The sequence below is a fragment of the Alicyclobacillus fastidiosus genome (genome assembly GCF_026651875.1).
Taxonomy (GTDB): Bacteria; Bacillota; Bacilli; order Alicyclobacillales; family Alicyclobacillaceae; genus Alicyclobacillus; species Alicyclobacillus fastidiosus.
In genome coordinates, this window is record NZ_CP104067.1 from 3,753,314 (window position 1) to 3,767,500 (window position 14,187).

Annotated in this window: 17 protein-coding genes and 1 riboswitch (1 of these 18 running past the window's edge); of the genes, 1 reads left to right on the forward strand and 16 read right to left on the reverse strand. The window is 54.1% G+C overall.

Translation table 11 applies throughout. The features are described 5' to 3' along the window. Positions 1-56 precede the first annotated feature (56 nt). From NZD89_RS18480 to NZD89_RS18555, 16 genes are all read right to left on the reverse strand, one after another. Complete coding sequence (locus tag NZD89_RS18480) at positions 57-1,244, reverse strand: MFS transporter (RefSeq protein ID WP_268004243.1); 1,188 nt, start codon at positions 1,242-1,244, stop codon at positions 57-59. A 113-nt stretch (positions 1,245-1,357) separates the two neighbouring features. Then, positions 1,358-1,999, reverse strand: a complete 642-nt coding sequence (locus tag NZD89_RS18485) for an alpha/beta family hydrolase (RefSeq protein WP_268004244.1) — start codon at positions 1,997-1,999, stop codon at positions 1,358-1,360. Positions 2,000-2,134: 135 nt separating this feature from the next. After that, positions 2,135-3,193 carry a nucleoid-associated protein gene (locus NZD89_RS18490; protein ID WP_268004245.1) on the reverse strand — a complete coding sequence of 353 codons (1,059 nt, stop codon included), beginning with the start codon at positions 3,191-3,193 and terminating at the stop codon, positions 2,135-2,137. 383 nt (positions 3,194-3,576) lie between these two features. Further along, a complete protein-coding gene (locus NZD89_RS18495) occupies positions 3,577-3,801 on the reverse strand; it encodes a hypothetical protein (RefSeq protein ID WP_268004246.1) in 225 nt (74 codons plus the stop codon). Between the two features lie 264 nt (positions 3,802-4,065). Continuing rightward, on the reverse strand, positions 4,066-4,446 hold the full coding sequence (locus tag NZD89_RS18500; protein WP_268004247.1) for a YraN family protein: 381 nt from the start codon (positions 4,444-4,446) through the stop codon (positions 4,066-4,068). After that, a complete protein-coding gene (locus tag NZD89_RS18505; RefSeq protein ID WP_268004248.1) occupies positions 4,415-4,675 on the reverse strand; it encodes an EscU/YscU/HrcU family type III secretion system export apparatus switch protein in 261 nt (86 codons plus the stop codon). Before NZD89_RS18505 ends, NZD89_RS18500 begins: the two co-directional genes overlap by 32 nt. Continuing rightward, positions 4,672-5,694: a hypothetical protein gene (locus tag NZD89_RS18510; protein ID WP_268004249.1), complete on the reverse strand. Its 1,023-nt coding sequence runs from the start codon at positions 5,692-5,694 to the stop codon at positions 4,672-4,674. Before NZD89_RS18510 ends, NZD89_RS18505 begins: the two co-directional genes overlap by 4 nt. Next, complete coding sequence (gene rnhB, locus NZD89_RS18515; RefSeq protein WP_268004250.1) at positions 5,687-6,349, reverse strand: ribonuclease HII; 663 nt, start codon at positions 6,347-6,349, stop codon at positions 5,687-5,689. The genes NZD89_RS18510 and rnhB overlap by 8 nt, the downstream gene beginning before the upstream one ends. A gap of 244 nt (positions 6,350-6,593) precedes the next feature. Beyond that, on the reverse strand, positions 6,594-7,481 hold the full coding sequence (gene ylqF, locus NZD89_RS18520) for a ribosome biogenesis GTPase YlqF (RefSeq protein WP_268004251.1): 888 nt from the start codon (positions 7,479-7,481) through the stop codon (positions 6,594-6,596). A gap of 115 nt (positions 7,482-7,596) precedes the next feature. After that, positions 7,597-7,941 (reverse strand): 50S ribosomal protein L19, encoded by a 345-nt coding sequence (gene rplS / locus NZD89_RS18525; RefSeq protein WP_268004252.1) that lies wholly within the window; start codon positions 7,939-7,941, stop codon positions 7,597-7,599. Positions 7,942-8,168: 227 nt separating this feature from the next. Further along, positions 8,169-8,309 (reverse strand): hypothetical protein, encoded by a 141-nt coding sequence (locus tag NZD89_RS18530; RefSeq protein ID WP_268004253.1) that lies wholly within the window; start codon positions 8,307-8,309, stop codon positions 8,169-8,171. A 60-nt stretch (positions 8,310-8,369) separates the two neighbouring features. After that, positions 8,370-8,498: riboswitch (cyclic di-AMP (ydaO/yuaA leader) on the reverse strand. 35 nt (positions 8,499-8,533) lie between these two features. After that, positions 8,534-9,319 carry a hypothetical protein gene (locus NZD89_RS18535; protein ID WP_268004254.1) on the reverse strand — a complete coding sequence of 262 codons (786 nt, stop codon included), beginning with the start codon at positions 9,317-9,319 and terminating at the stop codon, positions 8,534-8,536. After that, positions 9,316-10,980: a ferric reductase-like transmembrane domain-containing protein gene (locus tag NZD89_RS18540; protein WP_268004255.1), complete on the reverse strand. Its 1,665-nt coding sequence runs from the start codon at positions 10,978-10,980 to the stop codon at positions 9,316-9,318. The genes NZD89_RS18535 and NZD89_RS18540 overlap by 4 nt, the downstream gene beginning before the upstream one ends. Next, on the reverse strand, positions 10,970-12,238 hold the full coding sequence (locus NZD89_RS18545; protein WP_268004256.1) for an O-antigen ligase family protein: 1,269 nt from the start codon (positions 12,236-12,238) through the stop codon (positions 10,970-10,972). The genes NZD89_RS18540 and NZD89_RS18545 overlap by 11 nt, the downstream gene beginning before the upstream one ends. 57 nt (positions 12,239-12,295) lie before the next feature. Beyond that, on the reverse strand, positions 12,296-12,757 hold the full coding sequence (locus tag NZD89_RS18550) for an acyl-CoA thioesterase (protein ID WP_268008536.1): 462 nt from the start codon (positions 12,755-12,757) through the stop codon (positions 12,296-12,298). Positions 12,758-12,975: 218 nt separating this feature from the next. Beyond that, on the reverse strand, positions 12,976-14,010 hold the full coding sequence (locus tag NZD89_RS18555) for a M23 family metallopeptidase (RefSeq protein WP_268004257.1): 1,035 nt from the start codon (positions 14,008-14,010) through the stop codon (positions 12,976-12,978). Between the two features lie 96 nt (positions 14,011-14,106). Here NZD89_RS18555 and NZD89_RS18560 point away from each other — a divergent pair, with 96 nt between their 5' ends. Next, positions 14,107-14,187: the beginning of an acyl-CoA thioesterase gene (locus tag NZD89_RS18560; protein WP_268004258.1), read on the forward strand. The gene runs 315 nt beyond the window's last position; the window shows 81 of its 396 coding nt (coding positions 1-81); it begins with the start codon at positions 14,107-14,109; its stop codon lies off the right edge, out of view.

Sequence of the window (14,187 nt, forward strand, 5' to 3'; positions counted from 1 at the left end):
AGCTCCCGCACTCTACAGTGTAGCGACACGTCAGTCGTTCGCGAGGCATTTACGTATCACCCCGAATATGCCTCTGCGTCCAATTGCTCCTCTCGCTTATTTAAGAACACAGATGTGACCACGAGACAAATTGCCAAAATCATCAGCGCCATAAACGAATATCGATAACTGCCGAGGGAGTCCTTGATAGCACCTGCCAGCATCGGCACGATACCCGACATGATATAGCCCCCACATTGCATCATCGCGGTCCAACGACTTGCCTCGTCGGCAGTCCGCGTTTCGTCCAGTGGTAAAATGAGCAAAATCGGAAATAGACCGCCGAGACCTACCCCTAACACTGCTGCGGCAAACCAGGGGCTCACAGGGGAAGTCCAAAAGGCGCAAAGCGTCAGGCCTAAAAGCGTCAGTACGCCTGAGCCAACAAGCCATGGCTTACGGCTTCGACTTCGATTGACCAGCATTGGTATGACTAAGCTGCAACACATCTGAATCACGGAGAATGTCGTTAACACGATACCGGCTGCGGCTTGGCTGTAGCCCAACTCCTCCGTCTTTGGCGACAACCACGTGGTGACCGAGTAGTAAATGCCCGACTGAAGGCCGAAGGCGATGAGCAAGACCCACGCTCGACCACTGTCCCAGGGCAACCGTCGCTTCGTCGCAGGACCCTCAGCCTCCTGTGGCCGACTCCCCCGAAGAATCGGCAGCCAGATGAAGAACCCGACCACGGCCAACAGTGCCCAGATGCCGAGCGCACTTTTCCACGAATGAAAAGACGTTGCAAACGGAATAGCCAGTCCAGCACTCAATGTCGCGCCGACGCCGATGCCCACAGAATAGATGCCGATCATCGTGGGCGCCTGCTCCGGAAAGTGGTGCTTGATGAAGCCAGACAGGAGAGGACCAATAATTGCCACCCCAACCCCGACTAAGAAGGCAGATACGAGGAGGATGACAGACGTATGGACGACGAATCTCGCTGCCGTGGCCAGTCCCACCAGACAGATGCACAATAGAATCGACCAATCAATGCCGAGTCTACTCGAAAGTATCCCCGCCAACGGCGCGAAGATGCCCATACAAAACACGGGAATCGCCGTGATTAAACTGGCGGTCAACGCATTCATCGAAAGGTCTGCCTGAATTTGCGTGAGCAAAGGCCCGATGGACGTAATGGCGGGCCTCAAATTTAAGGAAACAAGAAATAGTGCAAGAATAAAAAACCACTGTTTGTTCTTCAATCGCTTTCCCCTTTTTCCGAATTCCACGGCAGTCCCTCACATGAATGGACCCCGTTCTACTGTATCCCGCAATCCAACAATTCCACTCGCGAGTTCAATCATATCACCGCCCTTCACAGCGACTTGAGAAAGTCTCGGCACAGTTCTGTCGTCTCTTGCAGGGTGACCAAGGATTGCGTCACATTACCATCGATCTCAAGCCCGTGGTCGGCCTCCGGAAACACCTGAAGCGTAACGTGGGAAAGTGCGGAAATACGGCTGATATCCGAATCCGTGAAGAGTGGATCATATCCGCCCACGAGGACGAGCATGCTGCCGGACGACTCGATAAACGGAACGGTTCTTGGTAGTGGCGTCAAAAAAATGTATCCCTCTACCGGAAATGAGACGGTGGAGGAAGTCAGTCGTGCAACATCCGTACCTAGACTTTTTGCGACAAAGACGTACCGTCCATAGGAAACGCCCTCCAAACACCGTTCCAATCCCGTCGCGACTTCGCGGGCGACCGTTGGAATTTTATCCGCCTGAACCGCCGCACGATTTGCCTGAAAGCCATACTCTACGCCCAATACGTCATATCCAGCCTCGAGCGCCGCCCTCGCCACGTACCACATGACGGGTGCGTCGAGCGTATACCCGTGTCCAGGAAACAAGACAGCGAGCCTGTCGCTCCCTTCCGTGTGTCGAAAAAACTTGTATGAGGCGGATGCTCCGAAACAAGATGGAACTTTTACAACCGTATACTGAATATTCACACGGAACACCTCCGCCGAAAAATCGGGATCCGGACACCACGCGTGGGTCGTTGGAGCATTCGTCAGTCATCAAACATACGAGTGACGAAAAGCGTCTGAACAGCTACTCCTGTGTTGTAACATACTTCCTTTGCCCTAACTTTCTTCTTTAAAATAAAATTTGTAATAATTCAAGCCCTTACCTGCATCCTCGCCTCGCTCAATCCTCTCCAGAACTTCCGATTGCAAGTTGCGAAGGTAAATGGTGAACGACGTATCCAACTTGATTACGCTTCGCATTCTGCGTTTGGCAGCCTTCACGGACTCCTTAGAGATGGTGAACGCCTCCGGTGGTGCCTCCATCTGAGTGGACGATTCATATTCACCTCGGTAGGCGCGAAATGATTCGATCGTCTCTGGCTCCTTCAACACTTCCGACTCGAAGCGCGCGGTTTCAAACTGGTCGTTTTGCTCGAAGAATTGGACAGTATTGGCGCGAAGCTCCGCCGGTTTGATAGCGTCCTGAGCGGGAACGCCCTCCTTCAAAAACCCCGTCAACATGTCGAGGACCTGCCCTGTAATGGTTCCCTCGTCCGGCACAAAATCGACGGATAGAAAATCCTCCCGCCAATATCGGGCCTCATTCGCGGCCCTTCCGTGTGCGTCGACCGTGAACAATCGATAGCCATTTTCACGCTCGGTATCCAACACGAGGCAGCCTTTATCGAGGGCGTGAATGTTGATTCCCCGATCCGCCTCCACGCCGTATCCTCCCTCCCGCTCGACGACTTTCAGATAGGTCTCCTTGTTCTCCGTGCGATATATCCCAATGGCACTGCCAATTTCACCATCAAGCTTCACGCCTTTTAAATAGACCATGTAGAACTCACCACCCTTGATACGTGGGTGAGTGGAACACTCATACAGGTGCCGTACCAGGTTGATTGACTGTTCCAGTAGGGTGTCCGGTTGCGAAAAGATTTGTGAAACATAGTTGTACACTTCGTTGAATCGCAGGTCCGAAGTGTGTACGAACCGACTCATCACGCGCGTCTTGGCGAACGGCTCTAACAAGTAGGTCGCAAGCAATGCCTTTACGTCCTCCTCTTTCACGGATGTCACTGAACGAGAGGTGAATATCCCCTCGTCGCGACCCTTGTTTCCAACCCAATGAATCACGACGTCCTCAATTTGAATATCTGAAAAGTCGAGCACCTATGCCACCCTTTTCTTCAATGATGCGGTTGCGACTTGATGACAGCTTCATACAACCCAACGGTTTGCAGCGTACAACTTACCTCTCCTGCACTGTAGTCATTGTATTCATCATCCGCCGCATCCACATCACTGTCAATCCGGAAACTAACACTTGCACTGGTTTTTGGTCGAACCGTGAAACGCTGACACTCCTATCGCCGCGCGGCGTCCACACTCGTCTGCACCCCGCAAGTAGGAGAAAATTGGATTAGTAACACGCAGACATTAATCGAATGCTAATTTGAAAGGAGCGTGATATGGATGAAGTCCCGAGTGAATAGAAAAGTGACCCATCAACGAGACGCCCTCCCAATAGCCTCGACGATAGATCAGACAGAACATCAAGAGCGGGAAAACTCACCTGCTGCGCCAGCGATGATGGATGAATTAAAGACCGCCATTCGAATCCCGGAGGAACCTTCACAAACCGACTTGTAAAGCTCGAGCGCCGCGATGGAGCCGCCCAACAGACGCGAACCGTAAAAGGGGCCTGCTCCATCCGCGCCTGCGCCGAAGGACCCACTTGAATCGGCGCAAAGTGTAAAGCGGCTACGCTGATTTCTCACTGAACAATCATTTCCGCCACAACCTTGCGAGACAAGCGGGATGGGATTTGGAAGAATGATTCCAGACGGGATATACGGAACTTTTTATTGGCGATGTGATTGTATTGCCGGGGTGCCAGGGTCCGGAATTGGGCAGGGGCTCATGACTCGCGTGGGCGACAATTGACGCGAGCAGAACGAAGGTTGGGTACAGTTGACTTGTGCACAGGGGAAACGCGCTTTCTACGAGAAAACGCCCTAGGCATGCAACTCTCCCTGCCTGTGTTAAGGCAGAATTCTAACATGTTGGACACAAGCCAGTACACCTTGGTGCAAAGTGAGCCCTACGACGTCAAGGCAGACTTCAAAGCGGTCGAGGTCGATTGAATGGGCTCGACTGTAGTAGTGTATCTGTTGCACCAACCGGGCGACTTTGGTTGGCGTGACCGCTTCCACGGGCACTCCAAAACGGTGTGTTCGTCTCGTTTTCACCTCGACAAACACATACCTCCCCGGTGTATATGCGACAATATCCAATTCCCCAGATCTCGTTTTGAAGTTGCGGTCAACAACCGACCACCCAAGACATCGACTCAAATATTCACATGCGATATCCTCACCTTTGCGGCCAACACTATTTGGGCTTTCGTCCGAATTGGTAGACATACGACAACACCTCTGCGACCGCCTGGTACATCTCGGCAGGGATGACGCTATCTACTTCCAGCCCAATTAGGGCATCAACAAGTTGCTGATTCTCCATTACAGGAACATCGTTGCTGGACGCAGACCGTATAATGGCTTCAGCCACATCCCCAGCACCCTTCGCGACGATGCGCGGCGCTTCTTCCCGTTGACGTTCATAGCGCAGTGCGACCGCTCGCCTCGTCGTCATCGATCTACATCCTCCCCGTGCACACCTTGACCAGCCGTCCAGCCAATGAGCTCCCATCCACACGCGCGAAGCGGTTGCGACACGACCTCCTCGCCACGCTTGAGGTGGGAAAGAAGGCGTGTGTCATCGCTCACGAAGTGAACAAACAGCTGTGGGCGTTGTGCAGTGACAATACAGGTTAAAGGACGCCCCTGTACCTCCATCTCCAACCTGATACGATGAATTAGCTTGCCAGCAGCACCGATTCGCGTCTGCCGATGCGCTTTCCATTTGACCGCCTGATAAGGTGGGTCTTGCGACTGCACGTGCGACGTTGGGAAGAAAACCCCTCCGCCCATTCGCTCGTACGGATTGTCCAAGACGCCTGCCAACATGCGGTCCTGCAGGACCCACGCCTGCAGACGGCTCGCATCGTGCTTGTTTTCGGCTAAGGCAATGGTCTCCCTGTTCATCGAAGCAAACGGCAGCAGCGGCGGATCGGTTTTAAAATTTAAATCAACCGACTCACCAAGCTTATCCGACTGGGCCGCCGTGTCAGCGAGCAATTCCCACAATTTCCGCACTGCGACCTCCGCCCGTTCCATGCCGAGCGAGGTTGCCGAACCGACAGCTGGGGAATGCAGCGCACTTTCAGCGAATCCTCGTGAGACGTCCGCTTGTCCGTCGCCGTTGGATGACCCAGCTTGTTCCGTCTGCCGCGACCCGACGCTAAGTGTACCGCGTTCTGTATCGTCATTCAGCGCTGAGAAAGAAGCCGTGAGTTGCTGCATGACAAGCAGTTTCCATGCCCACTCCGCCTTCTGCAGTTGCGGATTTTGGAGGATTGCCAAGGGCACGTGTTGCTCAAGTGCAAACATCTGGTCATCGACACCGCGAGTCGACGAAACCGGTGTCTGTACTTTCTCCGAACCGGTCGACGGCGTATCTACGCCACCCCCGACCCCCCGCGTCACGGGGTCTAGTCGATTGAGTTTGGAAAGTTGATCCGCCGACGTAATCCGTGTGATTGGACTATCCATTCAATACCAACCTCGTCTGTATGGTACGTGCATCGCGCACGGGCGCAAAGCTCATTCGGTGGTGCTCCGTAGGGCCCAATCGGTCTAACGCCTCGAGGTGTTCCTTGGTTCCATAGCCTACATTCGCAGCAAACCCATAGTCCGGGTAGAGCAAGTGTAGTTCCTTCATATATGTATCACGATGCACCTTGGCGACGATGGAAGCCGCACCGATGACCAAGGAGCGATGGTCACCCCGAACAATCGGCAATGACGGCACGGGGCTGTTTGCCGCATATATCCCATCGACCAACAAAATTTCTACATGCTCCGCTAGATGGGCGACTGCTCGTCCCATAGCCAGTTGTGTCGCGCGAAGGACATTGAGCTTATCTACTTCCTTCACGTCTGCCACCCCAATACCAACCGCTACGGCCGTTTCCACAATCATGGCTGCCAACTCATCGCGTTTGCGCTCTGACAAGCGCTTCGAATCATCGACGGGCGCCCAGCGTTCGACGTCTCGTGGAGGGATGACTGCAGCCGCCACAACCGGTCCTGCGAGACAACCACGGCCGACCTCGTCCACACCTGCATACAGACTCGTTCCCGCCATGGCACCGTCAAAACGGTGCCGAAGCTGCACCGCGGTTAGAGCCTGTTTGGATTGACGCATGAGCCCACCTCCGAGTAATTTACTTCAGTCTACATGCGACAGGCCTAGATGAACAGGACCGTCTTGTAAAAATGTATACCAATTAGGGAAGAGCACAGACGACAATGACAACAAGTGAGATGGAGCACCCATCCCACTCGACGTATGTATAGAAGGTACATAAACAGACGTACAGCGGATTCGATTCCGCCAATCGTGATGGCGCTACAACCGAAGTCCTTACCCGTCTTTCTGGCTTAAATCATCAAAGCGTCACTGTGTCCGGCCATTCGAGCGTAAGCCGTCCCAACATGCCGTCCTGAACTTCTTTGACGAGCATTCTCGACACGCGATTCACGTCGACTTCAGCACCTCGCGCCAGCATCCCCCGATTTCTACCGATGGCTTCAAAGACAGGTGCCACTTCGGGCCATACCGTTTGAATGTCGGACCATGATAGAAGCGGCAGTTCCGTGAGCTTATACCGTTCTTTCAAGCGCTGTGGATAACGTTGTGTCGCGTACACGACGAAATAGGCAGCAGCTTCTTCCATGTCGAAGATCTGCTCCTTGATGGCACCGCTGATGGCGAGGCGTAATCCTTGCTCCGGCGTATCGATTTTTGGCCACAGAACGCCGGGGGTGTCGAGCAATTCGATATCGCCCATCTTCACCCACTGTTCCTGTCTCGTCACCCCTGGTTGGTTTCCGGTTTTGGCGACGGACCTACGGGCCGTCTTGTTGATAAAGGACGATTTGCCGACATTCGGGATTCCGACGATCATCGCGCGAATAATCGTGCGTTTGAGCCCTCGCTGCTTGTCCCGATTCACCTTCTCACTCGTTACCCGGTACAGAGCGTCCTTCACCTTGCCCAAACCCTCACCGGAAAGGACGTTGGCCGGAACTGCGATGATGTCATGCTCGGCGAAATACTCGCACCAGGCCTGTGTGCCCTCTGGATCCGCCAAATCATCTCGGGTCATCACGATGATACTCGGCTTCCGGGTCGACATTTGTTCCAGGATGGGATTGCGGCTAGATATCGGTAGACGCGCATCTACCAGCTCGATCACGGCGTCCACCTGTTTGATGCGACTCTCCATAATCCGTCGCGCTTTCGCCATATGTCCTGGGTACCATTGGACGGTCAACGGCATCCACCTCCTCTAATTTATATCATCGCTGTGCTTGAAAGCATTTCCAACTGTGGACATATAAAATACGGAGGGGTTGCCCCCTCCGTATTTTAATCGATTGTCCCTGATGTTATCGGCGAATTTCCTTAATACGAGCCGCTTTACCGGAACGACCGCGCAGATAGTGCAACTTCGCACGACGAACCTTACCGTGACGAGTTACCTCAATCTTGTCGATCTTCGGCGAGTGCAACGGGAACGTACGCTCTACACCCACGCCGTAAGAAATCTTACGGACGGTGTAGGTTGCGCTAATACCAGATCCGCGACGGCGAATGACGACGCCTTCGAAAACCTGAATACGTTCGCGCTGACCCTCGCGCACTTTTACGTGCACGCGTACAGTATCACCAGGACGGAAGTCCGGAATATCCGTACGGATTTGGTCTTCGACCACTGAACGTAGTAAATTCATGGCCAGACCTCCCTTCACACAAGTGTTCATACCCGAACATAACCGGCAGAGGACCACTGTAATTACCCGAAGTAGTGTAGCACAAAATTGCCCATGATGCCAAGAGGTAATTGAACAAGAGTTCTCCAAATTGATTCCGACGAACTGGGCTCGAGGAAATGGAAAGGGGCCATCCCCGGTCACCCACGATGACCATTGGGACAGCCCCCAGTACATATTGGCGTCAGTTAACGTTCTTCCGTGGGACGAGACCTCATCTCATCCGTCCCATTCGTTGCTTTTCCAGACTTGCGGGGAGCCAAGTGCTTCAACGCATGCTTGATCTCCATGTCACGCATGTAATCTGGCAGTTCTGGTTTTGCAATCATACGGACCAACTCCTTGACCGAAATTTTTCAATCTCAGCCAAGTCCCTCTTTGGACAAGCAAACAAAACCCTACAACGCTTACGGAGTTAGCTGACGGGTTCGGGTGTAGGCGACCCTACGCACACGCTGCGATTCACCCCAATACAATGGTTCCTCCGCTCCCAAATCGGAACTCAGCGACTGGTTACGTAAACTATTTTACGCGCAAAGCAAAAATTCCGCAACTACTGGGCACTACCTTCTAACTGAGTTACCAAAGTTTGGGGTACTTGCACCGTTGCGACTTTTGGCTCGTCGATGTCGAAAAACGTCGTCGTGGTGTCTGTGGCGACTGGTCCCAGCTGATCGACTGGATTGACCGAATCGGTTTGGACCTCCCGGACGTAGCCTGTCTTCTGCCCGACATAGAACGTGTATTCAATGGGCTCATTGGCACCGATTGACTGGCTCTTCGCCCCGGACACCTGCTCAAGGAATCCAGGGAGTTGTACGGACTGATTTGGCATCGTGAAACGATACACATTGCAATACTCATCGACGACAAACGTGCGGTTGAGCTGCGTCAAGGACACTTTTTTCGCCGCTGCATCCTGGATCAGCCGCTGGTAGCTTCCGTACGAACCGAGACTTGAGATCGGCTGGGCGTGCGTCCACGAATTCGCCTCGTCGGCGTACGCCACCTGCCCCTGCTGATAAAAGCTGATGTTGAAGTTGTTCTCGTGAATACTGATGGACGCCCTGTCCGGCAGATTGACGGTGCCATACACCGTGTAGCTCGTGTGCATACTTCCGTTCTTCAATTCAACATCGGACTCCAGCTTGTACATCGTCGCGGTGGTACTCTTGTCGACCGCCGCGGACAACGGATTCCAGGACACATTTTGGTGAATCACCGTCTGCGCCGTCGCAGCGCCAGAGGAAGGTGCCTGGACCGCCGGCGTGCACCCTGTCAATCCAGCGAGGGCGAGCATGGCGACAATCGTTCCAAACCCTATTACGCGTCGACTCATGCCTGACCACCTCCCTTCCGCAGGCGAATCCTGTTAACCCATCCGGCAATCACGATGACACAGAACAGCCCCGCCGAAATTGGCAAGACCGGCACGTTCGTCTTGTGCAAAATCAAGTACTCGCCACTGCCGTAAATCGCCACCGCCAGGTCCTCGCCACCCCCGTTTGTCAAGGTGATGGGCGTCACGTTGACAACATTGGTCCTGAACACGCGCCAGTTGCGCTCCAGTTGGCCCTCTTTGCCCGCACTTCCCGGCACGAAGTGGTACGACGAGAAGTAGCGCGTCGGGGCGTTGCGAATCTTTGATGGGTCGTCCGTAATAATTTGCGTCGGCCCGTTGCTGGTATCTAGCACGGTCTCAAACCGGAACGAATTGCTCGTCGCCGTATAGACCTGTTGCCAGGTGCCAGACGAACTCACCGTGAGAATGTACGCCGGCGCCGCGTTGACCATAATCGCATCTCGTCCACCGTGCGAGAGCGGCCCGATGACGACGTCATTCGGAACCGGGTTGGCCGAAGTTCCGCGGTAGGTCGTGATAACTTTCTGCGCGTCGAGATCGAACACTTGAAGATCGTTGTTCCCCACGAGGAGCAACTGATTTGCGGACGTCGACGTAAAGTGGCCTTCGCCGACCACGCTCGTCGCAGTAACCGGAACAGAGAGCGCCTTGCCCTGATACGATCCGGTCAATTTTTCGGCCTCAATCCGCCAGCCGCTCGGGTTTGCCTTCACACCCAGCTGCGCTAGAGCGGACTGCCAGTTGGAAAGCTCGTCCTGCACTCCTTGGTTGCTCAGCGCCTGCATCGACGTCGCGTAGGAAGCCGAGTTGACGGCTGTTTCCACGGCCTGATTGCTGGTCAAGTACGGTGACAGGTATTCGGACAACTCGCCGTTCGCCACGTACCAATGCGCGAGCTGGAACGGGAAGAACGACTTGATGAGGTTCAACGGATGAGCCTGTGCGAGATCTGCAGCGGACGCTGGTACCTGCTCGATGCGGTTACCCACCCGCTTGATCTCGACAAAGCGATATTCACCTTGTGCGGTCTGCAAAACGTTTTGCAGCGCGTCAGGCGTGTCGGTCGCAGTCTGTACGAGTTGCTGAAGCAGCGCCTTTGACGGGATGTACTGACTGACCGTCAACAACGCGTCACCCGTCGGCGTGTGGATTACGTCAAACGGAGCCGCGTCGAGGTCGTGCGGGTCAATGTGCAAGCGACTGTGCTGCACAATCCGGAATTGCGTCAAAAACGGCCAATCGGCGAATGGCAACCACGCGTTTGCCAAAATCACCGCGATGGTGCCGAACAAGAGTGGGAAAAAGCGAATTTTTCCAAACCAAATGGCTGCGATAAACAGCCCGACACACATCACGACACTCACCACTAGCGTCTTCGAGACGCTGCTGAACGCCAATGCAGAGAGCCCTTGACCGAGCATCAAACTAAACAGGGTAAACGTCACAAAGCGTCGACGATACCTTGGGTAAAGGCTTGTCAACCACAGGATGATGAGGATGACCGCCGCCACGACACCGAAGATGGCGAGATCTTCGACGAGCGGCCCAATGATCCAAACGGCGAGCGCGTTCACCAGCACCGCCCAAACGATGTAGCCAATCACGTGAAGGACGTGTCTCAGAAGGTTATTCTTCATGCTGTCCCTCCCGATTCTCCAAGCTGCGTCCCCAAAGCAGGAACAGCCCCACCATGACAAAATACAGCATGATGGACGGGGCGTATTCGAATACGTTCTCGACGATGTTGTGCACGAGAACTGCCAGAACCCCTGCGAATCCACCCAAGGCCAAATAGCGTTCGCGACCCTTCGCACGCTTGACGACGGTCACCATCATCTCGCGTATAATCGCGACGTGCATCGACACGAACAACACCAGCCCGATAAGTCCCGACTCACCGAGCACTTTCGCGTAGTAGTTGTCTGAGTATATGGAATACCCTTGAGTCGATGCCACAGCGCCCCCATAATGGCCGAGTCCGGCGCCGAAGAGCGGGTTGCCAGACATGGTGTCAAACGCCGTCTGCCAACGAATAATACGGCCACCCTGAGACGACTTGATCATGTAAACCGGGTTGAACAGATCCATCACGCGGTGATGGATGGGCGGCAAGAAGAACCCTGCCACGCCGAGCACGACGAGCACGATGAGGAGCCTGCGCTCAAAGGCGATCGCGACGACCAAGAGCGCGACGCCCAACCCCAACCAAGCCCCGCGCGTACCTGTGAACAGGAGGGTCAAAAGACAGAACAAGCCGCCTAGGCCGTACACCCATTTGCGCGTTCGATTCTTTTCCCAAATGCACAGGCCGTAGATGATCGGAATCATCATCTCCATCGTCACGCCGAGTTCATTTGGAGACTTCAACACGGAGAACACACGCGTGCGAACATGCTCCGTGACGTCCACCCAACCGCTCGGAATCTGCGGGGCCATGACGTACTGAATGACGCCGTGAACGCCCAGCAAAATGCCCACTGCCGCCCCGGCGTAGAGGAACTTGGGGACGTCGGCGGGATCGACGACGAATGGCAACAAGAGCCCAAACACGATGTAGTAGATATCCATCCGAAACCCGTCGAACGCCACCGACGGATGGCCGAGCCCGATGAGCATCAATGCGAAACAGTACAGGATGTACCAGCCCGCAAACTTGGCCCAAGCAAACCCGGCGGGCCGATGCCCACGGATGTATCGGTTCAATGCGACGAGCGCGAGAATCAGCAGTACGACCTTGTCCCAAATCGAGCCGATAGCGTGCAAGAAGGACAGTCTTAACGTGTAATCCACAATCGGAAAAGCGATGAGTAAATATGTACACCATTTCGCAATGCGAGCAGCAAACGGTTTGCTTCCGTCTGCACCGTCTGCGACAAGGTGCGCCTGATCTTGCATAACTTCAACTCCTGTACACCTGAATAATGTCGTGTTCCGTCCCTATTTTCGCATGTGCTACCGCTGCGTGCGTGACAAGCGGCGCTCTCTCTCTAGCTTTCTTTCGATGCGCAATCTTCTACGCTCAGGTGCCGTGTCGAAATGCATGCGCTCTTCCTCGGTCTCCGGAATCACAGGGGGCACTTCCGTCTTGTTCCCGTGTTCGTCTACCGCCACAAAGGTGAGATAGGACGAGGCGGTCATTCGCACTTCTCCAGTCATCAGATCTTCTGATTGGATCTTGACGTAAATCTCCATCGACGTAGTGTGCGTGTACGTGACGAACGCCTCGAGATAAATCGCCTCACCGACCTTGATCGGGGCCAAAAAATCGAGGCTGTCACTCGAGACGGTAACAACTGGTTTGCGGGCGTGCCGCATGGCCGCAATCCCTGCGATTTTATCCACATACGCCATCACTCTGCCGCCAAAAATTGTGCCATAGTGATTTGTGTCCGGCGGCAAAACCAAATCTGTCATGACCGTTCGCGAAAGCCGCGCGGGTTTCCCATCCACTATTCCATCTCACTCCCTCTTAGGGACCATATCAGAACGCGCAAAAAGAAGGTACGCATGCGCTCACGCACTTCGTCAGGCTTGCGTACCTTGTGACCAACTTCGATTCCTTTGCATCGTCTACTGAGCCCCTCCCACAATAACACACTCCGTATCATTGTAGGTTTTTTTGTCGATAACAATCAACTGTTGTGCGAACCTGTCGATGATTGTTCGGGATTCCAGATGGTCTGTTTTTGCCTCTGCCACTGTATCAAATACCCCGATGGGCTAAACGCCCACTCGTGCGAGCCCGTGTCTTTATAAATGCCAAAGTGTAGATGTGGCGGGAATTTTCCCGATGTGCCCGGCGGTCCGTAGCCTGTGCTCCCGACGTAGCCGATAACTTGGCCTGGTCGGACGAGATCGCCTTGTTGCAATCCTTTGGAATATGAAGATAAATGCGCGTAATAATAGTAAATATTGTTTGCGTCGCGAATGCCGACTCGCCAGCCGCCATACCGGTTCCACCCCTTCAGTTCGACGTAGCCGTAGCTGCAGGCCAAAACGGGCGTTCCGTAGTCCGCAAAAATATCAACGCCCTCGTGGACGCGCCTACCTCCCCAGCTTCGTCCAGCGCCAAAACTGTGCTTTACCGAATAGTTGTAGCGCTTGGAGACTGGGAAACTGTGTCCGTTTGCCTCGAGTCCGAACGTCTCGAAAATCTTGGAGAACGCGAACACTCTATCCATTGCGACCGGGTCTTGGAATAAATTCCAGATAGCCAGTTCCTGGTCGTCGTCGTCCTCGATTGTCTCCTCGTGAACCCAGTACCCCAATGCCTGAATTCTATCCGCCTCATCCCACGGTACGGCCAATTGATCCCCATCGGAATCCCGCCCAATGCCTGAAAACATGTCGATGGTCACTGGCGAAATGTCGATCGGGTTCGGGTTGGCAATGCCCGACCACGTATAAGGACGAAACGCGTATCCATAATATGGCGCCTCAGCGTGCTCCGCCTTCGTCTTTGTCAACTCGGCGTAACGGTCAATGGCTGCGAGTAGCGTCCAAGGCACATCGTATTCATCCGCATACTCCTCGTACAGGGGCTCAAGCTCCTTTTGCTTTACATCAGCTGCTTTCGTCTCCGCCTGCGAGAGAGGTACGGGTAGCGCAAAACTGGCCAATATGGCGGCCATTGGCATCAGCATCCACATCGGGCGACTTCCGTGCACATTCACCACTCCTCCATCCAGAGCTTCATACGATTACACTTCCCTGACTGGTACAATGTATCCGTAATGGATTCCAACCGGAGGCGAGGATTCACAATGACTGTTACACAGATCACGACACCTGTTCGCTGTACGGAAATCGATGTCAATGGACATGTCAATAACGCCAAGTACCTC

Coding starts and splice junctions, on each gene's coding strand:
- NZD89_RS18500 (WP_268004247.1), bottom strand. CDS start 4,446: ATGTCTACCAATTCGGACGAAAGCCCAAATAGTGTTGGCCGCAAAGGT.
- NZD89_RS18505 (WP_268004248.1), bottom strand. CDS start 4,675: ATGACGACGAGGCGAGCGGTCGCACTGCGCTATGAACGTCAACGGGAA.
- NZD89_RS18510 (WP_268004249.1), bottom strand. CDS start 5,694: ATGGATAGTCCAATCACACGGATTACGTCGGCGGATCAACTTTCCAAA.
- rnhB (WP_268004250.1), bottom strand. CDS start 6,349: ATGCGTCAATCCAAACAGGCTCTAACCGCGGTGCAGCTTCGGCACCGT.
- rplS (WP_268004252.1), bottom strand. CDS start 7,941: ATGAATTTACTACGTTCAGTGGTCGAAGACCAAATCCGTACGGATATT.
- NZD89_RS18530 (WP_268004253.1), bottom strand. CDS start 8,309: ATGATTGCAAAACCAGAACTGCCAGATTACATGCGTGACATGGAGATC.
- NZD89_RS18535 (WP_268004254.1), bottom strand. CDS start 9,319: ATGAGTCGACGCGTAATAGGGTTTGGAACGATTGTCGCCATGCTCGCC.
- NZD89_RS18540 (WP_268004255.1), bottom strand. CDS start 10,980: ATGAAGAATAACCTTCTGAGACACGTCCTTCACGTGATTGGCTACATC.
- NZD89_RS18545 (WP_268004256.1), bottom strand. CDS start 12,238: ATGCAAGATCAGGCGCACCTTGTCGCAGACGGTGCAGACGGAAGCAAA.
- NZD89_RS18550 (WP_268008536.1), bottom strand. CDS start 12,757: ATGACAGATTTGGTTTTGCCGCCGGACACAAATCACTATGGCACAATT.